Raw genomic sequence first — 24,608 nt, forward strand, 5'->3', positions numbered from 1 at the left:
CCATGGCGCATCGCGCGATGGGGCTCACAGTGCCGATGCGGCGCATGCGGGTAGGGTGCGAAGACTGTCCGGTTGGAGTCGCGCATGTCACCTTCCTCGCCGAATCGCCGCCGTCTGTTGCTTGCCGGCCTGTCCGCGGCCGGTGCCGGCATGCTGGGACCGATGGGGTGGGCGGCGACGCCATCGCGGCGGCGCAAGCCGCTGGGCGTGGCCCTGGTCGGGCTGGGCGAGTACGCCAGCAGCCGTCTGGCGCCGGGTCTCACTCTGACCAGGCATTGTCGCCTGGCCGGCATCGTCACCGGCTCGCCGCAGAAGATCCCGCAGTGGCAGGCGCGCTATCGCATCCCGGATCGCAACGTCTACAGCTACGACGACCTGGAGCGCATCGCCGACAACCCGGACATCGACGTGGTCTACGTGGTCACGCCGCCGCACCTGCACGCGCCGCTGAGCATCCGCGCCGCCGCCGCCGGCAAGCACGTGTGGTGCGAGAAGCCGATGGCGCTGCATGCCGAGCAGGCGCAGGCGATGATCGAGACCTGCGCGCGCAACAAGGTGCGGCTGAGCATCGGCTACCGCATGCAGCACGAGCCCAATACCCGACGCCTCATCGCCCTGGCCGGCGAACGCCCGTTCGGGGCGATGCGCCGCGTGCGCGCGGAGGCGGGCTACGCCGGCTATGGCGACACCGACCCGGCGCAGCGGCCATGGCGGCTGCGCGCGGAGTATGGCGGCGGCGCGATGTACGACATGGGCGTGTATCCGCTCAACGCGGCGCGCTATACGACCGGCGCCGAGCCGCTGGCGGTCAGCGCGCGGCGTTCCACGCAGCGGCCGGCACTGTTCGACGAGGTCGACGAGCACATGCACTTCACCCTGGAATTCCCGCACGAGGTGACCGCCACCTGCGCGGCCAGCTTCGGCCGCACCATGAACCTGCTGCGCGCCGAGTGCGCGAACGGCTGGTACGAACTGGCGCCGTTCCAGGCCTACGACGGCGTGCGCGGCCGGGCCAGCGACGGCCGCCTGTTCGACGCGCGGGTGCGGCACCAGCAGGCGCTGCAGATGGACGAGGACGCGCTGGCGATCCTGCACGGCACGCCGCTGCGCGTGCCCGGCGAAGAAGGCCTGCGCGACATCCGCATCGTCGAGGCGATCCAGCGTTCGGCGCGTGCGGATGGGGCGCGGATCGTGCTGTAGCGGCGAGCGGAGCCAATGCGCTCTTGGGAGGAGCGGCTTTAGCCGCGATGGGCGTTATCGGGAAAGCCCATCGCGGCTAAAGCCGCTCCTACGAAAAGCCGGATGTGAACGCGCCGCCGCTCAGCCCGGTATCGCCAGCACCGTGATCTCTTCGCGGTCGTGGTAGAGCTGCTTGGCGCGCAGTTGCAGCGGGCGCTCGGCACGCTCGGCGAACAGGTCCAGGCATAGCCGGGTCTCGTCCCAGCGCTTCTTCATCGGCAACTTCAGATTGAAGATCGCGTGCCGGCACCAGCCCTCGCGGAACCAGGTGGCCATGCGCTCGGCGACACGGCGCGGTTGCTCGACCATGTCGCAGACCATCCAGTCCAGTGGTTGCGGCGGTTTCCAGTGGAAGCCGTCGGCGCGCAGGTGGTCGACCAGGCCGCTGTCGAGCACGTGCTGGCGCAGCGGGCCGTTGTCCACGCTGGTCACGTGCAGGTGCTGGCGGGTCAGCACCCAGGTCCAGCCGCCGGGGGCGGCGCCGAGGTCGGCGGCGCGCATGCCCGGGCGCAGCAGCGTCTCGCGCTCCTGCGGTGTCAGCAGCGCCAGCAACGCTTCCTCCAGTTTCAATGCCGAGCGCGAGGGCGCCTCCGGCAACAGCTTCAGGCGCGGAATGCCCAGCGGCCACGGCGCGCTGTCCTCGCTGTCGGCCACCGCGAGCAGGGCGTGGGTGCCGGTCACGAAGCAGACGTGCAGGCGCGGCAGCCGCGGCTGCGGCTTGTCGCTGAGCAGGCCGGCCTTGCGCAGGGCGGGTCGCAGCGCGTTGCCGAAGCTGCGCGCCAGGCCCGACAGCGGCTTGCCGGCGTCCGAGTCCGGATGTTCGACCCACAGGTCGCCGAAGCGCGGCTGCCCGGCCAGCGCCTGCAGGATCGGCGCGATGCGGTCGCTGGCCGGCAGGTCGCGCAGTTCGGCCAGCAGGTGCAGCTTCTGTCGGGCGAAGATCAGCCCGCGCCAGGGCAGCGCCTGCGCCGGCACCGCGGTGTCGGCGAGCAGCAACGCATAGCCGCTGTTGCGCTCGGTGCGCGCGTAGGCGGCCAGCCCGGCCTCGCCGGCGCGGGCGTTGAGCTCGCCCGCCAGTTCGGGTTCGAAGCCGGGCCGGCAGTAGCACAGCAGGCCGTGGACCAGCGGGCCGTTCTCGGGGGACATGGGCAAGCCTTCGCCGGCGGCGTCAGTAGCGGGGGCTGTCGAGTTCGCCGTAGCGGCGCAGCACCGCACAGGCGGCGTCGCGGTGCAGGCCGCGCACCACCTCGATGCCGCGGCGCTGCAGTTCGCCGACCCAGTCCGCCGGCAGCGGACCTTCGTCGAACGGAGTCAGCGCCATCACGTCCTCGGCGCTGGCGCCGATCAGCAGGCGGTCGATGCCGGCCCAGATGGTCGCGCCGTAGCACTGGCAGCACGGCTGCGAGGAGGTGGCCAGGGTCACCGGCGACAGCACCGCGTTCAAGCGCGGGGTCTGCAGGCGCTGCTGGGCCAGCATGTAGGCCATGTTCTCGGCATGCGCGAGCGAGGTGGTCTGCGGCACCACCCGGTTCACGCCGACGGCGATGATGCGGTGGTCCGGGCCGAACACCGCCGCACCGAACGGGCCGCCGCTGCCGGCGTCCACGTTCAGTCGCGACAATTCCACCGCCAGCGCGACCTTGTCGGCGTCGCTGGCGTAGATCGCCTGCGGATCGATCGCCTCGTGGATCCAGGCGGGCAGGGTGAGGTGGACTTGCGCGTAGAGCATCAGCGGACGGGTTCGGCAGGCTGGGGGGCGCGCAGTGTATCGGCTTGGGCGGGGCGCGCGCTGCATTGCCCGGCCACGCAGGAGCAGCCGGCGATGGCGCGCGAGCCGCACACGCTCATGCGCCCGCTGGCCTGGCACTGCGCCATGACCCTCTGTGGATCGGTGGGGCTGTCGCGGTTGACGCACGCCGGCATCGCGCCGCAGCAGTTGCCGACGTTCTTGACGGTGCAGTCGGCATCGGTGCGGCAACTGCTGTCGACCTTGATCGGCAGGCCTGGCGCGGACGCCGTGGGTGCCGGCGCCGGTTCCGACGGTTTGGCGGTTTCGCTGCGCGCGCAGGCGCTGGACAGCAACATGCCGGCGATCAGGCACAGGGAACACAGCAACGACGCGAAATGGCGGGGCATGGCGACCTTCCGTGCGGTGGAGTGCGGCCATGGTAGCAACCCACCGCGCCGCCGCCGGGTCAGCGGCGCACGACGGTCATCGCGTCTGCGCTGTCCTGTGCGATCCGCAACGCGGTGCCGTCCAGTGCCTGGTGCAGCGCCTGGCGGATGCTGACTTGTCCCTTCACCGCGTTGACCGGCAGCGACGCGAGGCTGGGGTCGTGGTAGACGACCATGCAGCCGGTGGCGTGGGCCAGTTGCTGCGCTACCTCATCGAAGCGCCCGGCCGGCAGGTCGTAGGCGTGGTCGGGGACCGCGTCGCACTTGCCGGTCGTTGCCGGTGCGCTGGCGGTGGCGGCTGAATCCGGCGCCGCGCCGGACGAGGCGGGGGAGGAGGCGCAGCCGGCGAGTGCGATGGTCAGGGCGAGGGCGGGGCAGCTACGGCGCAGGACGGTGTGCATGGCGCGATTCCCGTGGGGAGGACCTGCGCCAGTCTAGGCGGCGTGGCTTAACCGGGCTTGGCTTCGTGCGCAGGGGATTGCGGCCGCGCATGCACCAGGGTGCACCACAGCACGCCGCCGAGCAGGCAGGCGATCGCCAGCAGTTCCAGCGGGTTCGGCCAGCGCTGCTCCCACAGGAAGCCGTACAGCAGCGCAAAGACCGTCTCGAACACGATCATCTGCCCGACCAGGGTCAGCGGCAGCAGCCGGCTGGCGTGGTTCCAGCAGGCGTTGCCGATCACCGAGGCGAACAGCGCCAGCACCAGCGCCAGGCCCCAGAAGCGCATCCAGTCGGGGCCGGCATGTGTCGTGTCGGCCAGGGCGAAGGCCGGCAGCGCCAGTACCAGGGCCAGCGCGCCGGTGACCACGCCGGTCAGCAGCGACCAGTCGCGGCCGGACAGGTCCGGGCGTCGCCGCAGCCAGCGCGCGTTCTTGATCGAATAGGCGGTCCAGCACGCCAGCGCGCCGACCGCGCACGCCAACCCGGCCGCGCGCAGGCCGAGGCTGGCCGGAATATGCGGCCGCGCGACGGCCAGGGTCTGTACCGCGACCAGCGCCACCCCGAGCACGCACAGCGCGCAGGGCGCGGCGAGCCGGCGCAACCGCACTGCGCCGGCCGCGCGCGAGCCGATCACGGTGACCGCCGCCGGCAACAGGCCGATGATCAGCGCGGTGGCGGCGCCGCCGGCCCACTGCACCGCGCTGCCCAGCAGCACGTAGTAGACGATGTTGCCGAGCAGGCTCAGGCGCAGCAGCGCCCACCATTCGGCGGCACCCAGCGGCGCGGTCGCGGTGCGCCAGCGCGGCAGCAGCACCAGGGCGGCGATGGCGCCATAGGCCAGGTAGCGCGAGACCGCCAGTTGCAGCGGCGAGAAGGCGCTCAGCAGTTGCGGCACCAGGAACACCAGTCCCCACAGCGCGCCCGCGGCCATGCCGCTGCCGACCCCTGCCCATAGACGTTCGCGCATGCGTTCCGGTTCCGTTGCTGCGGTGTCGGCTCAGCATGCCGCCAGCGGCGGGCGCCGGCTTGTCCCAGACTCCTGTCCTGGTGCTGGACGATGGCGGCGGCGGTAGGCGGCCGGCGTCTGCCCGGTGCTGCGCTTCAATGCGCGGGTCAGCGCGCTCTGGTCGGCATAGCCGCTGTCCTGGGCGATTGTGGCGATCGGCCGAGTACCGTGCGCCAGTTGCTGGCGCACCCAGTCCAGCCGCCGCGCCGCCACCCAGTCCTGCGGCGTGCGCCCGAATGCAGCGCGAAACAGCGCGTGCAGGCGGCTCGGACTCAGGTGCGCCAGCTGCGCCATGCGCCGCACCGGCCAGTCCTGGCCGGGCGCGGCCTCGACGCGTCGGCACAGCGCCTGCAGCCGCTGCCAGCCACGGGGTGCGGTGTCCGCCTGCAGCCAGGCCAGCACGGCTGCGCCGGCGCGAGCATGGGTGAGGTCGAGGTCGGGATACGGCGCCTGCGCGGCGAGCAGGTCCTGCAAGGGCGAGGGCAGGTCGAGAAAGGGCTGTCGCCGCAGGCGTTCCAGCGCATCGTCGCCGAACGCATCGGTGGCGCAATCGACGATCAGGAAGCGGTTTGCGTCCAGCGCGGACTGCGCATGCCGGGTCTGCGGCGCGACCACCGCGGCGCGGAAGCGGTCCAGATAGCCGCCGCGGCCGTCCACTTCCAGTTCCAGCGTGCCGTGCAGCGGCAGCACCAGCTGCACGTGGCCATGCTGATGAGCGGCGCCGTCGCGGCCGTAGCTGCGCAGGCTGAGGGAGGCGGCGGGAGACATGCCCGTTACGCTAGCGCGCGGGTAGTTGTGAGGGGAAGGGCTGAGATTGGGGATTGGGGTTTTTTGCAAGATCCCGATGCGGGCACCGCCGTTGTAGGAGCGGCTTCAGCCGCGACCGGGCATTCGCGGTAACGCCTTGTCGCGGCTGAAGCCGCTCCTACGGACGCGTCGAGCGGGTCGGTTGCGGTGCGCCTGGCGATGTGGCGGCGTACACCGTGCGCCGGTCGTGGCCGGCGCTGACTCATTGCGGGCGATGGCGTGCGCTGACGCGTGCGGCCGTGAGGACCACACGCGCAGCAACGCCTCAGGCGCCGCCCTGGCCGGCGCTCCAGGTATCGCGCAGGGTCACGCTGCGGTTGAACACCGGCGCGTCGGCGCGGTGGTCGTAGCGGTCGGCGACGAAATAGCCGGTGCGCTCGAACTGGAACGCCTGCTCCGGCGCGGCCTGCGCGGCGGCGGGTTCGACGTAGCCGCGCACGCTGCGCTTGGAGTCGGCGTTGAGGTGGTCGCGGTAGGTCTTGCCGTCGGACTCGTCGTCGGGCTTCTCCACCGAGAACAGGCGGTCGTACAGGCGGATCTCCGCCTCCACCGCGTGCGTGGCGCTGACCCAGTGGATGGTGCCCTTGACCTTGCGGTTGGCGCCTTCCATGCCCGGACGCGATTCCGGGTCGAGCCAACCGCGCAGTTCCACGATCTCGCCGGCGGCGTCCTTGATCACCTCGTCGACGCGGGCGATGCCGGCGCCGCGCAGGCGCACTTCGCCGCCCGGCACCAGCCGCTTCCAGCCCTTGGGCGGGACTTCGGCGAAATCCTCGCGCTCGATCCACAGTTCGCGCGAGAACGGCACCTCGCGCGTGCCGAAGCTGTCGTCCTTGGGATGGTTGGAGAAGGTCAACGTCTCGCTGTGGCCTTCCGGCAGGTTGCTCAACACCAGCTTCAGCGGCTCGATCACCGCCATGCGCCGCGCGGCATGCGCGTCCAGGTCTTCGCGCAGGCAGCCTTCCAGCACCGAGAAATCGATCACCGAGTTCTGCTTGCTGATGCCGACGCGGTCGACCAGCAGGCGCAGCGCGGCCGGCGTGTAGCCGCGGCGGCGCAGACCCTGCAGGGTATACATGCGCGGATCGTCCCAGCCGTCGACCAGGCCTTCGGTCACCAGTTGGGTCAGCTTGCGCTTGCTCATCACCGTGTAGTTGATGTTGAGCCGCGAGAACTCGATCTGCCGCGGCTTGCCCGCCTCGCGCGGCAGGCCCTTGTCCAGCAGCGGCTGCAGCAGCTCCGGGTGGCCGGCCAGGTCGACCTTGTCCACGCACCAGTCGTACAGCGGGCGGTGGTCCTCGAACTCCAGCGTGCACAGCGAGTGGGTGATGCCTTCCACCGCATCGCCCAGCGAATGCGCGAAGTCGTACATCGGGTAGATCGGCCAGGCGTTGCCGGTGTTCTGGTGCTCGACGTGCTTGATGCGGTACAGCGCCGGATCGCGCAGGTTGATGTTGCCGCTGCTCATGTCGATCTTGGCGCGCAGGGTGCGCGCACCGTCCGGGAACTCGCCGGCGCGCATGCGCCGGAACAGGTCCAGGTTCTCCTCGACGCTCCGGTTGCGGTACGGCGAGTCGCGGCCGGGCTCGGTGAGGGTGCCGCGGTACTCGCGCACCTGCTCGGCGGAGAGGTCGCAGACGAAGGCGTGGCCGTCGCGGATCAACTTCTCGGCAGCCAGGTAGTACACCTCGAAATAGTCCGAGGCGTGGCGCAACTCGGCCCAGTCGAAGCCCAGCCAGCGCACGTCGTCCTGGATCGCGGCGACGAATTCGGGGTCTTCCTTGGCCGGATTGGTGTCGTCGAAGCGCAGGTTGCAGCGCCCGGCGAACTCGGCGGCGATGCCGAAGTCCAGGCAGATCGCCTTGGCGTGGCCGATGTGCAGGTAGCCGTTGGGCTCGGGCGGGAAGCGGGTGCGGATGGCCGTGTGCTTGCCGCTGGCCAGGTCCTCGCGGACGATCTGGCGGATGAAGTCTTTCTTCTCGGCCGGGGCGGAGGCGTCGGTGGCGGGGGTGTCGGACATGCGCGCGTCAACAAATTGGGTGCGCAACAGTCTACTCGCGTCAACAAAAGTTGACCGTATGTTGACGTTTGTTGACGCAAAAGGGCTTCCGGCGGCTGGTTGCGACCTGTGCTCACGGCGTACTCTGCCGATCTTCCACTGCGAGAACGCGCCATGCCTTTGCTCAGCCTCGTCATCCGCGCCAAGCGCCCGTCCTCGGGCGTGCGCCGCGCCGCGCGTGCGGTCGCCACACACGGCTGAGGGGTCGACCATGCAGATCGCCTACCGCGCCCAGCACCTGATCGATGCGCATCTGGCCAAGCATGCGCTGGAGGACGCCGGCATCACCGCCTTCGTGTTCGGCGAGGCCCTGCTCGGCGGCGCGGGCGAACTGCCGTTCGGCGTGGTCCAGGTCTGCGTGGCCGACGAACTGCTGGAAAAGGCCCAGGAAGTGCTGATGGCCTTAGGCCTGGGCGGGCAGGTGACGCGGGCGATGTAGGTTGGGGGCCGGGATTGGGGATTGGGGATTGGGGATTGGGGATTCGCAAAGGCAGCATCCCGCTTTTGCCAATCCCCAATCCCGATTCCCCAATCCCGGCCTTGAAACGGCCATCAGGCAGCGCCATCCACAAGGCATCGCCGTCGCTGCCAGGAGTCCGTGCCATGTTGGGAATCGGTGCCTTCAAGCAGCGTCTGCCGCGTCCGGGCGAGAGCCTGCCGGGACGCGCGCAGCCGCTGCCGCTGCACAACCGTCACTTCGTCAATGGCCATCCGTTGCGCGACGCCTTCGCCGGGCTGGAGCAGGTGCAGTTCGGTCTGGGCTGTTTCTGGGGCGCCGAACGCAAGTTCTGGTCGCTGCCGGGCGTGTTCAGCACCGCGGTCGGCTACGCCGGCGGCGAGACGCCCAATGCCACCTATCGCGAAGTGTGCTCCGGCCAGACCGGCCACACCGAGGCGGTGCTGGTGGCGTTCGATCCGCAGGCCGTGCGTTTCGAGCAGTTGCTGCAGACCTTCTGGGAGAGCCACGACCCCACCCAGGGCATGCGCCAGGGCAACGACACCGGCACCCAGTACCGCTCGGCGATCTACTGCACCACCCAGGCCCAGTACGACGCCGCGCTGGCCAGCCGCGACGCCTACCAGCAGCACCTGGACGCCGCCGGCTACGGCGCCATCACCACCGAGATCCGCTTCCCGGCGCCGCCGTTCTACTACGCCGAGGACGAGCACCAGCAATATCTGGCCAAGAACCCGGGCGGCTACTGCGGCCTCGGCGGTACCGGGGTGAGCTGTCCGATCGGGCTGGAAGCCTGAGCCTCAACGCGGAGGCTGCGCCGCGGCCGACCGGCGCTCGGCTGCGGCGCGCCTGTACGCTTCGTGCGGGCTGCCCGTGTCCGTCCTTTGCTGGCCGGGAGCGGCTGAAGCCTGGGGTACTTCTGATCGAAGTCGCTTGTGAGCCGGTAAGCAGCTTCCGCACACGCGGAGAGCCATGCCAGAACGGGGGTCAATAGCAACATCGCCAGCGCGATCCCACCGGCAATTTGTTTGGATGGCTCAAAGAGATTGAAGGCGGCAGGTGCAAGCAACCAGGGGGCGAATGCGGCCACGTACAGCGCGATGGCCGCTTTTCGATAGCTTCCGGCTGATTTCCAATTTCCTTTGGGCACGAAGCGCGACTTGTCGTTCGACACGCCAATCATGCCCTTGGCCATCTTGCAGTAAGTCAGCACCCGGACTGCATTGCTTCGCTCCAACGCGATTCTGATGTCGTCGCCGTCGAGATTGCCGCCAATGGCATTGCCGACCGCGATCTGCAAGGCGGCCGCATCCGCATGCCGCCAAGCGCCGCCCAGCGAAAGCGCATAAAGGCGTTGCGTGCGTTTCACGGAGAGACCGAGAAAGCCCGTCCTCCATTTGAGGAAGAACATGGGAAGCGCGCCGGCGGCGGCGATGACGCCGGCGATGTTGCTGTAGCGACCTGCGAACTCGGCGAGTGACATGCTGCGTCTCCGAACTGAATTCGGCTGCATCAAGCCACAGCCCTCTCTCAAAGAGCGAGACCGATCCTCGATGGGCGCGGCGCCGGCGTGCGTCCGGCCGCCCGCCATCATCTGCTTATTTGGTGATGCCCGCGGTGCCCTTGCCGGTGGCGGGCAGCAGCCGTGCCGCGTAGCCGGAAAGCTGCAGGGCCTTGCGCGGCGACAGGTCGGCCTTGAGTCGTGCGATCGCCGCCTCGCCGTCGCGATTGCGGCCGAGCGCGTAGTCGGTCCGTGCCAGTTCCAGCGTCGCGCGCTGGCGAACCGTCAGGTTGCCGAAGGGGTCGAAGAACGAATCCACGCGCGTGCGGTCCTGCACGCCGGTCCAGCCGAACGCCAACGCGGCCGGGGTTTCCTCGGCGAGCCGCGCGTAGCGGCGCCGCGCCTCGGCCGGTGCGATCTGGCCGCGCAGCAGGGCCAGGCGGGTCCGCAACAGCGCCGTTTCGGCGGCCGGCGCCTCGGTCGCGTATGTATCCAGAACGTGCGTCATCCAGGCCCAGTCGACGTTGCCGGTGTCGGCCTGGGCGCCGAGCAGGTTGAAGGCCAGGATCGCCGCGCGCTGCGTCGCGGTGGTGGCGCGCTCGACCGCGTCCGCCGTGGGCCGACCCAGCGTCGACGGCTTTACCAGCGCGATCGCCGGATCGTGCGCGAGGATCGCTTCGAGGTCCGGCTTGTGGAAGTAGCCGACCACCACCAGCACGGTCTTGCCTGGATGCGCCAGCGCCGCGGCGCGGATGCGCTGGGCCTGCAGGAAGGTGCGGTACAGGTACAGGCGCCGTGGCAGGTCCTGGTCGGCGCGCGGCGCCGGGGTCTGCGCCCACTTCTGCACCGCGGCCAGGTTCTCGGCCGCATCCGCCGCGAAGAAGTCGCGTTGCAGGGCGGCCTTGTCGGGGAACGCCAGGAAGCCCTGGAAACCCTGCTCACGGCGGAGTTCCAGCGGGGTGTCCAGATCCATGCCGAAGCCGAGTCTGGCGTCCTCCACCGGCGGCATCCAGTCGATCGGGCACACGGCCACCGCGTGCGTCGCGGCGTAGGGCAGGATCACGCCCTGCACCTCGTAGGTGTACTCGTAGTAATCGCCGCGTGCCGCCTGCTCCGGCGGGCGTTCGATACACACCGCGTCCGGCGCGAGTTGCTCCAGGAATGCCGCGAGCACCCCCGGCTGGTCGCGTTCGGAGACCAGTTGTGCGGCGTGCTCCACGCCCAGGATCGCAACCCGGGTCGGCGTCGGCGTGGCGGACATGCCGGTGGCACTGGCGGTGGCACCGGCAAGCGCCAGCGAAAACAAACAACGCGCCATCCATCCGCGCATGCAGCCTCTCCTGTCGAAGTCGTGGAAGCACCCTGCCGGCGCACCTGGGACAGGCGCCGCGCCATGGCGCGACCGCGACGTCGCGCTCAGCCGCCGATGGCGTACTGCAGGGTGTGGCGACAAGTGTAGTCATGCGGCACGGCCGCCGTCTGCATGACAGGTGGCACTGGTCGCGCTACACGAACTCGGCAGCGAACATCTGCCGCATCTGCGCGATCTGCTCCTCGCGTTCGGGATGCAGCAGGCGCAGGCATTCCTCGGCGAAACTGACCGGGCTGGTGCCCGGGGCGGTGATCAGGCCACCGGCGCTGACCACGCGGCGGTCCTGGTAGTGCGCGCTGCCGGCATAGACGCCGGCGTGCTCGCGCAGGAAGACCTCGGAATTGCTGGTGTGTGGGCGGGTATCGAGCAGGCCGGCATACGCCAGCGCCAGGGTCGCGCCACAGATCGCCGCCACGCCGCGGCCAGCCTCCAGGCGTTGCTGCAACAACCCGCTCAGGCCCGGGATCTCGCCGGCCTGCCAGCGGTCGCTGCCGGGCAGCAGCCACAGGTCGGCGTCCAGCGGCGCCAGGTCCGACAGCGCGTAGGTGGGGTGGAGGTCCAGTCCGCCGATCGAGCCGACCGGCTTGCCGTCGATGCTGGCGATCTGGATCTCGTCGCCGAACCAGGCCCGTGCCGCCGGCAGGATGATGCCGATTTCCCAGTCCGCCACGCCGTCCACCATCACTACCGCGATTGTTGCCATTGCCTTGCCTCTGCACTCGGGCGCGCAGCATAGCCCGGCGAAAGTTGCGGCCGCGCCAACGCGGTGTCGAAAGCATCGTGGGTGAGGTGCATTGCGCCTGCGCCTGTTTTCAGGGTCCCGTGTGCAGTGCGCATTGGTACTCGCGCGGTGCGACCGCCTGCACCGGCGGCATCCGATCGAGAGGGCGGGCGGCAGCGAGCCAGGGATCCGCTTTACCGATTTCCCATTTCCCGTTTCCCCATTCCCGCCCCAAGCGCGGCATCGCCGCGCTTGGGGCGGCGCCGCTCAGCCGACCAGCTTGTGCCGGATCGTGTCGCGCAGGGTCTGCAGGTCCTTGGCGAAGGTGTCGATGCCGCCGGCCAGCTTCTCGGTGGCCATCGGATCGGCGGCCAGATCGGCGGCGAAGCGCTTGGCGTCGATCGGTTCCACCTTGGCGCCGTCGGCCTGGCCGGGCGAGAGCTTGCGCGGCAGCGGGCCATGATCGGCGTCGAGCTTCTCCAGCAGGTCCGGCGAGATGGTCAGGCGGTCGCAGCCGGCCAGTGCCTCGATCTGCGCGGTGGAGCGGAACGAGGCGCCCATCACCACGGTCTGCGAGCCGCGGCGCTTGAACTCGTCGTAGACGCCGCGCACGAACTGCACGCCTGGGTCGTCGTCGATGGTCGCCGGGGTCTGGCCCTTGGCCACGTACCAGTCGAGGATGCGGCCGACGAACGGCGAGATCAGGAACACCCCGGCCTCGGCGCAGGCCAGCGCCTGGGTGCGGTTGAAGATCAGGGTCAGGTTGCAGTCGATGCCGTCCTTCTGCAGCTGCCGCGCGGCCTCGATGCCTTCCCAGGTCGCGGCGACCTTGATCAGGATGCGGTCCTTGGCAATGCCATGTTCGGCGTACATGGCGATGAACTTGTGCGCCTTGGCGATGGTGGCGGCGGTGTCGTGGGCCAGGTCGGCGTCCACTTCGGTGGAGACGCGGCCGGGCACCAGCGCGCTGAGCTTGGCGCCGACGCCGATGGTCAGGCGGTCGGCGATTTCGTCGACCAGGGCGGCGTGGTCGCCATCCTGGCCGCGCGCCCAGGCCAGCGCCTCGTCGATCAGGTCGGCGTAGACCGGCAGGTCCAGCGCCTTCTTCACCAGCGTCGGGTTGGTGGTGCAGTCCACCGGCTTGAGCCGCTTGATCGCGTCGTAGTCGCCGGTATCGGCCACGACCACGGACAACTCGCGCAACTGGGCGAGCTTGGAGGGGGCGGAAGAGGTCATCGGTATCTCTCGGGAACGAGTGGGAAAACGCGTGGAAACAAGGATAGGGCCGCGCACGTTAACGCGCTGCGCGCGCGTTGTCGTCGTCGGCGCGCTGCACCGCGGTCACGCGCAGGCGCAGCGGGCGTCCGCCGGGCGCCTGCCAGTCGATGGACTGGCCTACGGCCAGGCCGAGCAGGGCGCTGCCGACCGGGGCCAGCACCGAGATGCGCGCATGCGCGGCATCGGCTTCGTGCGGATAGACCAGGGTCAGGTGGTGGCGTTCGCCGTGCAGTTCGTCTTCGCACTCCACGCGGGAATGCATGGCGACGATGCCGGGAGGAAGTTGGTCCGGCGCCACGACGGTGGCGCGGTCGAGTTCTGCGCCCAGCGCGAGCGCGGCCGGGTGCTGGTGCAAGGCAGGGGAGTCGAGCAGGGCTTCCAGGCGCGCGAGGTCGCGGCTGGAGACGATCAACGAGGGCGGCAGGCCGCTGTGGTGTTGCGAGGTCATGGACAGGCTCCGGTTTGGTTGGCACAACGAATGGGGGCGGCACCGCGCCGCCCCGTTCCCATTGTGCAAGCAAGCCGGCGCCGATGCGACGCCGCGGCCGGGCCGGCCCTGCTCAGGCCACCTGGCGCGGCGTCTGGTTCGGCAGCGGGGCCTGCGCCGGCAGCGTGAACAGGTTTTCGGGCAGCGCGCCGAACAGGTGCGCCAGTTGCTGCAGGAACGCGCCCATCGCCGAACTGCGCCGCCACAGCATGGCGATGCGCCGGCTTGGGCCGCCGTCGGGCGCGAACGGCAGCAGGCGCAGATTCGGCGGATTGGCCACCGGCGGTTGCACCGCCAGCAACGGCAACAGGGTCACGCCGACGTTGGCGGCGACCATCTGCCGCAGCGTCTCCAGGCTGGTGGCCTGGAACTCGGCCTTCTCCAGTGCGCCGGACAGATGGCACACGTCCAGCGCCTGGTCGCGCAGGCAGTGCCCGTCCTCGAGCAGCAGCAGGCGTTGCGCGTGCAGTTCGTCCATGGTCAGCGGGGTCGGCCGCCGCGCCAGCGGATGCTGCTCGGGCACCGCCAGCACGAACGGTTCCTCGAACAGGAATTCGGCGTGCAATTGCTCGTCGTGCAGCGGCAGCGCCAGCAGCGCCGCGTCCAGCCGGCCCTCGCGCAGACGGGCCAGCAGCACGTCGCTCTTCTCTTCGATCAGCAGCAGTTCCAGCTGCGGGAAGCGCTCGCGGATGCGCGGGATCACGTGCGGCAGCAGGTACGGGCCGAGCGTGGGAAAGATGCCCAGGCGCACGGTGCCGGCTTCCGGATCCTGGCTGCGCCGCGCCGCTTCCTTCATCTGCTCGATCTCGGCGACGATGCCGCGCGCGCGGCTGGCGGCTTCGCGTCCGGCCGGGGTCAGCATGACCTTGCGCGGGGCGCGTTCGACCAGCGGCACGCCCAGTTCGTCCTCGAGCTTCTTGATCTGCGTGGACAGCGTCGGCTGGCTGACGAAGCACGCCGCGGCGGCGCGCCCGAAATGCTTGTGATCGGCCAGCGCCACCAGGTATTTCAGATCACGCAGGTTCATCGGCGGAGTCCTTGAGACGCAGCGGCGGGAGGTGACGCAGGGTCACAGCATAGAGCGTGTGGTGCACGTGACGGCGAGACAGATGGGGTGTGCGCGGTGGAGGTGGCACGCCCTGGCCCCGCGCCGGCAATGCGGCGCGGGACGGGTGCGGATCAGGCCGCTTCGGCGACGCTGCCGCTGGCGACCGGTGCGCTGTGGCGAATCAGGTGGTCGAACGCGCTCAGCGCCGCCTTGGAGCCTTCGCCCATGGCGATGATGATCTGCTTGTACGGCACCGTGGTCGCGTCGCCGGCGGCGAACACGCCCGGCAGCGAGGTCTGGCCGCGGTCGTCGACCACGATCTCGCCGCGCGGCGACAGTGCCACCGTGCCCTGCAGCCATTCGGTGTTCGGCAACAGCCCGATCTGCACGAAGATGCCTTCCAGCGCCACGCGATGCACGTCGCCGCCGACGCGGTCCTTGTACACCAGGCCGGTGACCTTCTGCCCGTCGCCCAGCACCTCGGTGCTCTGCGCGTTGACCAGGATGTCGACGTTGCCCAGGCTGCGCAGCTTGCGCTGCAGGACGTCGTCGGCGCGCAGCTTGCTGTCGAACTCGACCAGGGTGACGTGGCTGACGATGCCGGCCAGGTCGATCGCCGCTTCCACGCCGGAGTTGCCGCCGCCGATCACCGCCACGCGCTTGCCCTTGAACAGCGGGCCGTCGCAGTGCGGGCAATAGGCCACGCCCTTGTTGCGGTACTGGTCTTCGCCGGGCACGTTCATCTGCCGCCAGCGCGCGCCGGTGGACAGGATCACCGTGCGGCTCTTCAGCGAGGCGCCGTTGGCCAGCTTGACCTCGACCAGGCCGTCGGCGCCGGCCGGCACCAGCTGTTCGGCGCGCTGCAGGTTCATGATGTCCACGTCGTACTGGCGCACGTGCTGCTCCAGCGCCGCGGCCATCTTCGGGCCTTCGGTCTCCTGCACGGAGATGAAGTTCTCGATCGCCATGGTGTCCAGCACCTGGCCGCCGAAGCGCTCGGCCGCCACGCCGGTGCGGATGCCCTTGCGCGCGGCATAGATCGCCGCCGCCGCGCCGGCCGGGCCGCCGCCGACCACCAGCACGTCGAACGGCGTCTTGGCCGCGATCGCCGCCGCATCGCGCTTGGCCGCGCCGGTGTCGAGCCGGGCCACGATCTGCTCCAGGGTCATGCGGCCCTGGTCGAACACTTCGCCGTTGAGGTACACGGTCGGCACCGACATGATCTGCCGCGCCTCGACCTCGTCCTGGAACAGCGCGCCGTCGATCGCCACGTGCTGGATGTTCGGGTTCAGCACCGCGGCCAGGTTCAGCGCCTGCACCACGTCCGGGCAGTTCTGGCAGGACAGCGAGAAATAGGTTTCGAAGCGGTACTCGCCGGGCAGGTTGCGCACCTGCTCGATCAGCTCGGCGGTGGCCTTGGACGGGTGGCCGCCGACCTGCAACAGCGCCAGCACCAGCGAGGTGAACTCGTGGCCCATCGGCAGACCGGCGAAGCGCAGGTGGATGTCCTGGCCCGGGCTGTTCAGCGCGAACGAGGGCGCGCGCTCGCCGCTGTCGCGGTGCACGTCCAGGGTGATCTTGTCCGACAGCAGCACCAGGTCCTCGAGCAGGTCGAGCATCTCGCGCGACTTGGCGCCATCGTCCACCGACGCGGTGATGTGGATGGGCCGGACGACCCGCTCCAGGTAGGCCTTCAACTGGGTTTTCAGATCGGCATCCAACATGGCGGACTCCTGACGTTGGGCAAAACGAGGGGGAGGCGAGCTGCCGGAGCAGCGCGCCGCGTATTGGGAGGAGGGATGAACCGCAGCCGGCGCCGGCGGGCGATGCCGGCTGCGGTTCACCCCCACCCCCGCGCTAGGCGGAGATGGGAGCGAGGGCGGCTTAGATCTTGCCGACCAGATCCAGCGACGGCTTCAGGGTCTTCTCGCCTTCCTTCCACTTGGCCGGGCACACCTCGCCCGGGTGCGCGGCGACGAACTGCGCGGCCTTGAGCTTGCGCAGGGTCTCGGTGACGTCGCGGGCGATCGCGTTGTCGTGGATCTCGAGGGTCTTGATCACGCCTTCCGGGTTGATCACGAAGGTGCCGCGCAGGGCCAGGCCTTCTTCCTCGATGTGCACGCCGAAGGCGCGGGTCAGCTGGTGGGTCGGGTCGCCGACCAGCGGGAACTGGGCCTTGCCCACCGCCGGGGAGGTTTCGTGCCACACCTTGTGCGAGAAATGGGTGTCGGTGGTGACGATGTAGACCTCGGCGCCGATCTTCTGGAATTCGGCGTAATGCTCGGCGGCGTCTTCCACTTCGGTCGGGCAGTTGAAGGTGAAGGCGGCCGGCATGAAGATCAGCACCGACCACTTGCCCTTCAGGTCCGCGTCGGTGACTTCGATGAATTCGCCGTTGCGGTAGGCGTTGGCCTTGAACGGCTGGACCTGGGTGTTGATCAAAGACGACATGGAGTTTCCTCGTGGTTGCAATAGGGGTCGGGGGATGGAACGAGCCTCATGATAGGGGGCGCCAATAGATCCCTCAAATCGATTGATGGAATTGAATAGATAGGTTTCTTCTATCGATTCTCAAGCCTGGCTCTTTGCTGCACTGCCGCACGATGGCGCCAGCCACCCTTGGCGCATGGGCGTCGGTCCGTTCTACCACGTTGGCTTTTCCGCGCTCGCTGCGTCATCGTGACAGCGATGAATGCGCCTACCCCCGAGTCCCTGCTGCGCGCGGCCTGCACCCAGGTCGAGCGCGGCGATGCCGAAGCCCTGCTGCTGCACGCCCTGCAGCGCGACCGTGCATGGCTGTTCGCGCACGCCCGCGAGCCGCTGGCGGACGAGGCGGCGGGCCGGTTCCAGGCGCTGCTGGCCCGGCGTGTACAGGGCGAGCCGGTGGCCTACCTGACCGGGCGGCGCGGGTTCTGGACCCTGGACCTGGCGGTCGGACCGGCCACGCTCATCCCACGCGCGGACACCGAGCGGCTGGTGGAATTGGCGCTGGAGCGGCTGGACCTGGCACCGGGCCGCCGCGTCGCCGACCTCGGCACCGGCAGCGGCGCGATCGCCCTGGCCCTGGCCAGCGAGCGGCCGCAGGCGCAGGTGCTGGCCACCGACCTCAGTGCGGCCGCCCTGGCGGTGGCGCAGGCCAATGCGCACGCGCACGGCCTGGACAATGTCACCTTCGCCCACGGCGCCTGGCTGGAACCGCTGGCCGGCCAGCGCTTCGATCTGATCGCCAGCAACCCGCCATACATCGCTGCCGACGACCCGCACCTGCAGCAGGGCGACCTGCGCTACGAACCGGCCAGCGCGCTGGCCTCCGGCCCCGATGGCCTGGACGACCTGCGCCGGATCGTCGCCGATGCGCCGGCGCATCTGCTGCCCGGCGGCTGGCTGTTGCTGGAACACGGCTGGGACCAGGGCCCGGCGGTCCGCGCGCTGCTCGAGGCGGCCGGCTTCGCCGAAGTGGCGACCTACCAGGACCTGGAAGCGCGGGATCGGGTCACGCTGGGGCAGCGCCTGGCGGCGTAAGCCGGCAGCGGTGGATGGAACGCCGCGACGTGCTTGAGCGCGCTCGGTTCGGGCGGTGGCGCGACGTTACTCGTAGACAAAACGTGAGCTGCCGATTCGGCAACGACGCGGCGCATCAACAGCGGGGCCTGTCGGCAGCGCCGTCGCAGACCGGTGCGAGGAATGTCCGTGCCGCCTGAACCTTTCCCAGGCCACGCCTGCCGGCCTGCCTTCGCGCGCAATCGACGCGCCGCGGTACCGTGCTGCACGTTGAATATTGCCTGCAAGACGGTTGGGGCTGTCGCGGTGCATGACCGCTACGAGCGGCGCCGGGGAGGGGGAGGCAGGCTGGAGCGCCATATCGCCATCGCGTTGGCGCGCCTGTCGGCCGCGGCGTAGAGTGCCCGCATGAAAACCCGAATGGCTCTGGCTGCATTCACCCTTTCCATCACCCTGACGGCAGGATGTTCCATGACGCACGGCAGTCCGAAAAACCCCGCGAAGAATCCACACCCGGTCAAGCGCTACGAGGTCATCGCCACGTCGCAGGCTCCCGGGCCGTGGGATTCGATCGAGGGTTACATCGGATATGACGTGGTCAACAAGAAATGCTTGCCAATGGACTCATTCCTCGGCGAGCAGGACGTGCCGAACATTGGCGTTGATATTGAAATGACCCGCATGGACGAGCACACGTGGAAAGGGTATTTCTATCGCGATGCCTTGCAGGACGAGGACTACTACAAACTTGGCGTCTGCCACTGGGACGTGACCAGTGTCGCCATCACGGCGGTCGCCAAGGGCGTCAGGTTCAACTGGAGCCACACGTTGAATACTCTCCTGCGCGATGGCCTGCAGACGAGCTATTTCAAGAAGAGCGTGTACGGCGACCCCGCCGCCGCGCGCCATGGTGCGCAAACCCTGACCGCTGAAGATCCCGACGTCGCCCAGCATCCCGATGCGTACTTTCCCGTCACCGTCGTCGTCAAGGATGTCATCCCATGAGCCACATCGATCAGGTGCGCGCCGACGCTGCCAACGACGCCTATGTCAACCGCTCGCAGCGCGATGTCGAAACGTCCAAGGCCGTTGCCCTGGACGGCAAGGACTACACCGTCTTCGGATATGCGAGCGACCCGATTACCGGCTTTCATGCAACCGCCTATCAAAACGTGGCGGCGCCGCATGACATCGTCATCGCCTATCGCGGCACCGATCCGGCGCTGTTTTCCGGAGCGACCAGCGCGGAAAGACGGGACCATGCGCTGACCACGCTGCAGGACATCGCTGTCGACGCCAAGATGGTGCGCGACAACGTCAATCCGCAAAAAGCCGCCGCCGATGCGTTCACCGCGGAGATGCTCGCCAAGGCGGCCGACCGTGGCATCCCCAGGGACCAGGTCTCGGTCGCCGGCCATTCCCTCGGCGGTGCGCTGGCGGAAATCGAGGCGGCCAGGTACGGGCTGCGCGGCGCCACCTTCAACGCCTACGGCGCGGCACAGCTCACCGGCGGTGCGCCGCAGCCCGGCTGCCAACTCACCAACTACCGCATGGCCGGCGATGTGGTGAGCGCGGCCAGCCCGCACGTCGGCAAGGTGGTATCGCTGGCCAGCCAGGACGACATCCAGAGCCTGCGTGCTGGCCGTTACCTGGACGCGCCGGCCGGCGCGCCGCCCCCGAACGTGCTGATCGCGATGCGCCTGGGCGATCACGGCGGCCAACAACACTTTGGCAGCCAGAGTCCGGGCAACATGCTGGAACCCACCCGCTTCGCAGAGGCGGTGCAGCGCTCTGCGGCGCATGAAGCGGCCATCGCGCAGTTCCAAAGCGATGTCACCCATCACCGCGGGGAACTGTCGCTGGCGCTGCGGCAGATGCAGGCAGGCGATGGCCAGCGCCTGCTGCCCCCCGGGGTCCAGCGGCAAGTGAACGAATACCTGACCTTGCATGCCGAGCAGCCCATTCGAGACGGGATCGAAGGCAACGGTGTCGTGCGGGGCGTGCAACATGGCCTGCAATCCGGCGCCGATGCCGTGCGCGCCGGCGGTCGCTACGTGCAAGCGCTGGACGAGCGCATAGCGATCGTGGCGCGGGAAGGTGGGCGCTTTACCGGACCCTTCATCCCCGTGGCGCCATTTGCCGGACATGTGGTGGGCGAAGCCGCCCGTCTGCACGGGCAGGGTACGGATGCGGCAGCACGTTGGGTGAGCGGCGGGCTCGAGTCGGCCAAAGGCGCCGTGGAGCGAGGCGCACACGCGGCGGCCGAAGCCGTGGTCGAGAAGATCCATGATCCTCGTGTACAGGCGCGCGTTGCCAACGTCGCCAATCACATCGTCGATGCCTACGATGGTGCGCGGGTCGCGGCGCAAACCGCCACGCAGACCTATCAGCTCGGCAAGCAAACAGTCTCCGATGGGATCGATCGCGCCGAACGTGCGGTGACGCAAACCTACGACGCGACCAAGCACGTGGTGACCGAAGGCGCGCAGCAGGTTGGTCGCGCCGCCACCCAGACCTACGACGCCGCGAAGCATGTGGTGACTGAAGGCGCGGAGCAGGTTGGGCGCGCGGCCACTCAAACCTACGGCGCGGCGAAGCATGTGGTCGCAAACGGTGTGGAGCATGTCGAGCGCACGGTCACGCAGACCTACGACGCGTCCAAACACGCAGTGACCGAAGGCGTGGAGCAAGCTGGACGTGCGGCCACCAGTGCCTATGATGCGGCGAAGCAAGCGGCCGACAGCGCCGCGCGGGTGGGTACGCAGGCGTACGAGACCGCAAAGCAGACCGCCACGCAGGGCATCGATGCGGCCAAGCACGCGGCGGGCCAGGCCTACGACACGCTGACCCATCCCGGGCAGTGGTTCCAGCGCAGCGCGCCGGCCAACGCGCCCGCGCAGCCGCACCCGCAGGCCCCTGCCGCGACGCATCCGCATGGCGCGGCGACGACGCCTGCTTCAGGAGCCCACTCGGCACCGTCGGCCGGCCATACGGCCGATCGTGCGCAGAACCTGGGCGCGCTGCCTGCGTCCGATCAGGCCATGTTCGCGCGCATCCGCAAGGACGTGCCGGCGCATATCGACGATGCGCACGTCGCGCAGGCGATGCTCGGCGCCAAGCAGGCCGGCATCGCCGGCGCGGACAAGATCGACCGGGTGCAGGTGGCCGGCGACAAGCTGTGGGTGTCCGGTACCACGCCGGGGTTTCGCGCCGCCACGGACGTGGCGCAGGCGGCGGCACCGATGCACGAGACGGTGCAGCAGACGCAGGCGTTCAACCAGCAGCGCGAGCAACACTTGGCCATGGAAGCGCAGCAGCGGCTACAGGACGCCCCTGGCGGCAGAGGCGCGCCGGCTCTCGGTTAACCCTGCACCGGCCGATCGGCGCTGCGCCAGGTCCGTTCGCGGCCGGCCGTTGCCGGTCAGCGCCGCTCATCGTGGCGCGCGTGGGTAGAATCGCTGTTTTCCCGCAGGAGTCGCCATGCGCACGCTGTATCCCGAGATCGAGCCGTTCGACAGCGGCATGTTGCCGGTGGACGCACGGCATACCCTGTCCTACGAACAGTGCGGCAACCCGCACGGCAAGCCGGTGGTGCTGCTGCACGGCGGTCCGGGCGGCGGCTGCAACGCCAAGATGCGCCGCTTCCACGATCCGGCCAAGTACCGCATCGTACTGTTCGACCAGCGCGGCTCCGGCCGTTCCACGCCGCATGCCGACCTGGTCGACAACACCACCTGGGACCTGGTCGCCGACATCGAGCGGCTGCGCACGCACCTGGGCATCGAGCGCTGGCAGGTGTTCGGCGGCAGTTGGGGCTCGACCCTGGCACTGGCCTACGCGCAGACGCATCCTGAGCGCGTCACCGAGCTGGTGCTGCGTGGCATCTTCATGCTGCGCCGCTGGGAATTGGAGTGGTTCTACCAGGAAGGCGCCAGCCGCCTGTTCCCCGATGCCTGGGAGCACTACATCGCGGCGATCCCGCCGGTGGAGCGCGCCGACCTGATCTCCGCCTTCCACCGACGCCTGACCAGCGACGACGAGGCCACCCGCCTGGCCGCGGCCAAGGCCTGGAGCGTGTGGGAAGGGGCGACCAGTTTCCTGCATGTGGATGCCGATTTCGTCGACAGCCACGAAGACCCGCATTTCGCGCTGGCCTTCGCCCGCATCGAGAACCACTACTTCGTCAACGGCGGTTTCTTCGAGGTCGAGGACCAACTGCTGCGCGACGCGCACCGTATCGCCGACATCCCCGGGGTGATCGTGCACGGCCGCTACGATGTGGTCTGCCCGCTGGCCAACGCCTGGGACCTGGCCAAGGCCTGGCCGAAGGCGACGCTGCAGATCACGCCGGCCTCGGGCCATTCCGCGTTCGAGCCCGAGAACGTCGACGCACTGGTGCGCGCTACCGACGGCTTCGCCTGACGCGGGAACGGCGTGCGCCGGCGCTGGCGCATGCCGTGCCCGGAGGATTCAGGCGCGCATCGTTGCGGGTTTCCGCCGCGCAGGCGCCGCCGTCGCCGGCCATGCCATGCAGCGCAAGCGCACTACAGCGGCAGGCCGGCGTCGTGCAGTGCCGTTGTGCCGGCGGCGCCTGCCACGGCGGGGCGTGGGTCCAGGCGCGCCTGGTCGGTTTCCTCGGTCCACACCACGAACGATTCGAGGGTGTTGTCGCCGAAGGTGTTGCTGATCGCGACGTCGGCGGCGTCGCGGCCGCGCGCGATCAGCACCCGGCCGATGCGCGGCAGGTTGTGGCGCGCATCGAAGGTGTACCAATGCCCATCGAGGAACGCCTCGAACCAGCCGGAAAAGTCCATCGGCGCGTCCGAGGCGGGGACGCCGATGTCGCCCAGATAGCCGGTGCAATAACGCGCCGGGATGTTCATGCAGCGGCACAGCGCGATGGCCGCATGCGCGAAGTCGCGGCACACGCCGCGGCCTTCCTGCAGCGCCTGCGCGGCGCTCTTGGTCGAACGCGCGTGGGCGTAGCCGAATTCGATCTGCGCATGCACGTAGTCGCAGATCGCCTGCACCCGCGCCCAGCCGGTGGGCGCGCTGCCGAACAGCTCCCAGGCCATGCCGCTGAGCAGATCGGTCTCGCAGTAGCGGCTGCCGAGCAGGTACACCAGGGTGTCGTCCGGCAACTGTTCCACCGGCGTCTGCGGCGCGTCGTAGCGGTACTGGTCGGGCAGGCCGCTGTCGCGCACCACCGCGTCGGCGCGCAGGGTCAGTAAGCCGGCCGGGGCCAGCATGCGTGTGCAACTGTTGCCGAACTGGTCGCGGTAGCCGTGCAGCGGGATCGCCGGTTCGGCCTGCAGCGCGGTGGCGACGACGATGTCGGTGCGACGGCTGTCGTGGATATCGAGCATGGCCAGCACCGGGGTCGGCTGCGGGAAGCGGTAGCGGATCTCGTAGCCGAGACGAATGAGCATGGGCGGTCCGGTGCGTGGCGGGACGTCCGGATGTGGACGGCGTAGCCCGAGAGTGCGCAGCGCACGCTCAGGTGGGCGTGAAGGCGCCCACTCGCCTGTTCGGCATCCTCGGCGGGCGTGGGTCCCGGGCTGCGGCGGTGATCGGGCTCTTGGCGGATCGCCAGCGCCAGTTGGGTCGGGCCGCACGCTGCGGCACCGCGATCGCATCGCGGCGCGGTCGGCGCCGGATGTGGTCGGCGGTGGCCAAGCCAGCGAGTGCCTGCCGTCGACCGGGCACCGCGCGTCCACGTGCGGTGCGTCGCCCGGGGGGGGGGGGCAGTGAATGGTCCGGTCTCGGAGCTTCGACGCCAGGCATGCGCACGCCTGACGTAGACTGCGCTGCCGCGCGCTGCCTGCCCGACGACGCATGATTCCGCTGTTGACCTTGCGCCAGACGCTGGACGCCTTTGCCGCCTGCAACGACGACGCTCACGTGCACGAGGCGTTCGGCTGGGTGCATGCCAGCGGCGAGGAACCCCTGCAGGCGCGCTTCTGGTTGCCGCCCGACGAAGCTACCGCGTTCGACGACGCTGGTGCAGCGCCGCCGGCGGCGCGCGCGCTGGGCCTGGCGCCGTACCTGGAGCCGGCAACGTTTGCCGACGTGCTGGACGTGCAGAAGCGGCAATGCCCGTTGTCGACCTTGCAGGACTACGCGCAGGCACTGGCCTACTACGCCGAGTACGACGCATTCCTGCAGGTCGAGGGCGTGGACGAAGCCCTCGGCGAGGCGGACGAGGACGCATGGGAGGCAGCGCGTGCGGCTGGCGTCGGTGCAGGCATCTTTGCCTCGTTCGACCTGGTGCTTGCAAGCTGCCCGCCCGAACACGTGAAGCCGGTGGCGCAGCAGGTCGCGCGCCTGCTGGATTGGCCGATCGGGCAGGCGCTGGCCGCCTGTCGTGCCGGCTCGCTGACAGTAGGCGAGGCACTGGATCGTCGCCGCGCCACGGCGATCGCGACCGACTTCGCCGCACTTGGCGCCCCCTTGCAGGCGCAAGGCTACAAGGCGTTTCCGTGGATGTCGGTGCCGACGCTGAAATAGACGACGGGT

Annotated in this window: 24 protein-coding genes; 8 read left to right on the forward strand and 16 right to left on the reverse strand. The window is 69.5% G+C overall.

Annotated features, from left to right (window positions below; translation table 11 throughout):
- Positions 1-84: 84 nt before the first annotated feature.
- Positions 85-1,200 (forward strand): Gfo/Idh/MocA family protein, encoded by a 1,116-nt coding sequence (locus tag FHR66_RS02080; RefSeq protein ID WP_160970601.1) that lies wholly within the window; start codon positions 85-87, stop codon positions 1,198-1,200.
- Positions 1,201-1,320: 120 nt separating this feature from the next.
- Here FHR66_RS02080 and rlmM read toward each other — a convergent pair whose 3' ends face one another.
- From rlmM to FHR66_RS02115, 7 genes are all read right to left on the reverse strand, one after another.
- Positions 1,321-2,385 carry a 23S rRNA (cytidine(2498)-2'-O)-methyltransferase RlmM gene (rlmM, locus tag FHR66_RS02085; protein WP_160970603.1) on the reverse strand — a complete coding sequence of 355 codons (1,065 nt, stop codon included), beginning with the start codon at positions 2,383-2,385 and terminating at the stop codon, positions 1,321-1,323.
- Positions 2,386-2,407: 22 nt separating this feature from the next.
- Positions 2,408-2,968 (reverse strand): nucleoside deaminase, encoded by a 561-nt coding sequence (locus tag FHR66_RS02090; protein WP_160970605.1) that lies wholly within the window; start codon positions 2,966-2,968, stop codon positions 2,408-2,410.
- A complete protein-coding gene (locus FHR66_RS02095; RefSeq protein WP_160970607.1) occupies positions 2,968-3,375 on the reverse strand; it encodes a hypothetical protein in 408 nt (135 codons plus the stop codon). The genes FHR66_RS02090 and FHR66_RS02095 overlap by 1 nt, the downstream gene beginning before the upstream one ends.
- Positions 3,376-3,434: 59 nt before the next feature.
- Positions 3,435-3,815 carry an STN domain-containing protein gene (locus FHR66_RS02100; RefSeq protein ID WP_167087298.1) on the reverse strand — a complete coding sequence of 127 codons (381 nt, stop codon included), beginning with the start codon at positions 3,813-3,815 and terminating at the stop codon, positions 3,435-3,437.
- Between the two features lie 47 nt (positions 3,816-3,862).
- Positions 3,863-4,822 carry a DMT family transporter gene (locus tag FHR66_RS02105; protein WP_160970611.1) on the reverse strand — a complete coding sequence of 320 codons (960 nt, stop codon included), beginning with the start codon at positions 4,820-4,822 and terminating at the stop codon, positions 3,863-3,865.
- A gap of 30 nt (positions 4,823-4,852) precedes the next feature.
- Complete coding sequence (locus tag FHR66_RS02110) at positions 4,853-5,629, reverse strand: helix-turn-helix transcriptional regulator (RefSeq protein ID WP_160970613.1); 777 nt, start codon at positions 5,627-5,629, stop codon at positions 4,853-4,855.
- Between the two features lie 304 nt (positions 5,630-5,933).
- Entirely contained in the window at positions 5,934-7,688 is a 1,755-nt protein-coding gene (locus FHR66_RS02115; RefSeq protein WP_160970615.1) for a glutamine--tRNA ligase/YqeY domain fusion protein, read from the reverse strand.
- 250 nt (positions 7,689-7,938) lie between these two features.
- Between FHR66_RS02115 and FHR66_RS02120 the strand changes: the two genes are divergently transcribed.
- Positions 7,939-8,166 carry a putative signal transducing protein gene (locus FHR66_RS02120; RefSeq protein ID WP_017915895.1) on the forward strand — a complete coding sequence of 76 codons (228 nt, stop codon included), beginning with the start codon at positions 7,939-7,941 and terminating at the stop codon, positions 8,164-8,166.
- Positions 8,167-8,330: 164 nt separating this feature from the next.
- Positions 8,331-8,981: a peptide-methionine (S)-S-oxide reductase MsrA gene (msrA, locus tag FHR66_RS02125; protein WP_160966914.1), complete on the forward strand. Its 651-nt coding sequence runs from the start codon at positions 8,331-8,333 to the stop codon at positions 8,979-8,981.
- Here msrA and FHR66_RS02130 read toward each other — a convergent pair.
- The 8 genes from FHR66_RS02130 to ahpC all read right to left on the reverse strand — a co-directional run bounded on the left by FHR66_RS02130 (position 8,927) and on the right by ahpC (position 17,042).
- Positions 8,927-9,667 carry a hypothetical protein gene (locus FHR66_RS02130; RefSeq protein WP_160966916.1) on the reverse strand — a complete coding sequence of 247 codons (741 nt, stop codon included), beginning with the start codon at positions 9,665-9,667 and terminating at the stop codon, positions 8,927-8,929. The genes msrA and FHR66_RS02130 overlap by 55 nt on opposite strands.
- A gap of 115 nt (positions 9,668-9,782) precedes the next feature.
- On the reverse strand, positions 9,783-11,015 hold the full coding sequence (locus FHR66_RS02135; RefSeq protein ID WP_160966918.1) for a hypothetical protein: 1,233 nt from the start codon (positions 11,013-11,015) through the stop codon (positions 9,783-9,785).
- Between the two features lie 175 nt (positions 11,016-11,190).
- Positions 11,191-11,760 (reverse strand): type 1 glutamine amidotransferase family protein, encoded by a 570-nt coding sequence (locus tag FHR66_RS02140; RefSeq protein ID WP_160966920.1) that lies wholly within the window; start codon positions 11,758-11,760, stop codon positions 11,191-11,193.
- A gap of 285 nt (positions 11,761-12,045) precedes the next feature.
- Positions 12,046-13,014, reverse strand: coding sequence for a transaldolase (gene tal / locus FHR66_RS02145; protein WP_160966922.1), 969 nt, complete (start codon positions 13,012-13,014; stop codon positions 12,046-12,048).
- Between the two features lie 58 nt (positions 13,015-13,072).
- On the reverse strand, positions 13,073-13,504 hold the full coding sequence (rnk, locus tag FHR66_RS02150) for a nucleoside diphosphate kinase regulator (RefSeq protein ID WP_167087300.1): 432 nt from the start codon (positions 13,502-13,504) through the stop codon (positions 13,073-13,075).
- 112 nt (positions 13,505-13,616) lie between these two features.
- Entirely contained in the window at positions 13,617-14,570 is a 954-nt protein-coding gene (locus FHR66_RS02155; protein WP_160966926.1) for a LysR substrate-binding domain-containing protein, read from the reverse strand.
- A 152-nt stretch (positions 14,571-14,722) separates the two neighbouring features.
- Positions 14,723-16,315, reverse strand: a complete 1,593-nt coding sequence (gene ahpF / locus FHR66_RS02160; RefSeq protein ID WP_160966928.1) for an alkyl hydroperoxide reductase subunit F — start codon at positions 16,313-16,315, stop codon at positions 14,723-14,725.
- Positions 16,316-16,475: 160 nt separating this feature from the next.
- Entirely contained in the window at positions 16,476-17,042 is a 567-nt protein-coding gene (gene ahpC, locus FHR66_RS02165; RefSeq protein ID WP_043093067.1) for an alkyl hydroperoxide reductase subunit C, read from the reverse strand.
- 237 nt (positions 17,043-17,279) lie between these two features.
- Between ahpC and prmC the strand changes: the two genes are divergently transcribed.
- The 4 genes from prmC to pip all read left to right on the forward strand — a co-directional run bounded on the left by prmC (position 17,280) and on the right by pip (position 22,514).
- On the forward strand, positions 17,280-18,113 hold the full coding sequence (gene prmC / locus FHR66_RS02170) for a peptide chain release factor N(5)-glutamine methyltransferase (protein WP_160966930.1): 834 nt from the start codon (positions 17,280-17,282) through the stop codon (positions 18,111-18,113).
- A gap of 387 nt (positions 18,114-18,500) precedes the next feature.
- On the forward strand, positions 18,501-19,097 hold the full coding sequence (locus FHR66_RS02175) for a hypothetical protein (RefSeq protein ID WP_237475313.1): 597 nt from the start codon (positions 18,501-18,503) through the stop codon (positions 19,095-19,097).
- The gene (locus FHR66_RS02180) at positions 19,094-21,457 is read left to right on the forward strand and encodes a hypothetical protein (RefSeq protein WP_160966932.1); all 2,364 of its coding nucleotides are present in this window, start codon (positions 19,094-19,096) and stop codon (positions 21,455-21,457) included. Before FHR66_RS02175 ends, FHR66_RS02180 begins: the two co-directional genes overlap by 4 nt.
- Positions 21,458-21,572: 115 nt before the next feature.
- On the forward strand, positions 21,573-22,514 hold the full coding sequence (pip, locus tag FHR66_RS02185) for a prolyl aminopeptidase (RefSeq protein ID WP_160966934.1): 942 nt from the start codon (positions 21,573-21,575) through the stop codon (positions 22,512-22,514).
- Positions 22,515-22,636: 122 nt separating this feature from the next.
- Here pip and FHR66_RS02190 read toward each other — a convergent pair whose 3' ends face one another.
- On the reverse strand, positions 22,637-23,521 hold the full coding sequence (locus tag FHR66_RS02190; RefSeq protein ID WP_160966936.1) for a transglutaminase-like domain-containing protein: 885 nt from the start codon (positions 23,519-23,521) through the stop codon (positions 22,637-22,639).
- A 406-nt stretch (positions 23,522-23,927) separates the two neighbouring features.
- On the opposite strand from FHR66_RS02190, the gene FHR66_RS02195 reads away from it, so the two are divergent.
- On the forward strand, positions 23,928-24,599 hold the full coding sequence (locus tag FHR66_RS02195; protein WP_160966938.1) for a DUF7716 domain-containing protein: 672 nt from the start codon (positions 23,928-23,930) through the stop codon (positions 24,597-24,599).
- Positions 24,600-24,608 lie beyond the last annotated feature (9 nt).

It is taken from the genome of Xanthomonas sp. F4, assembly GCF_011761895.1.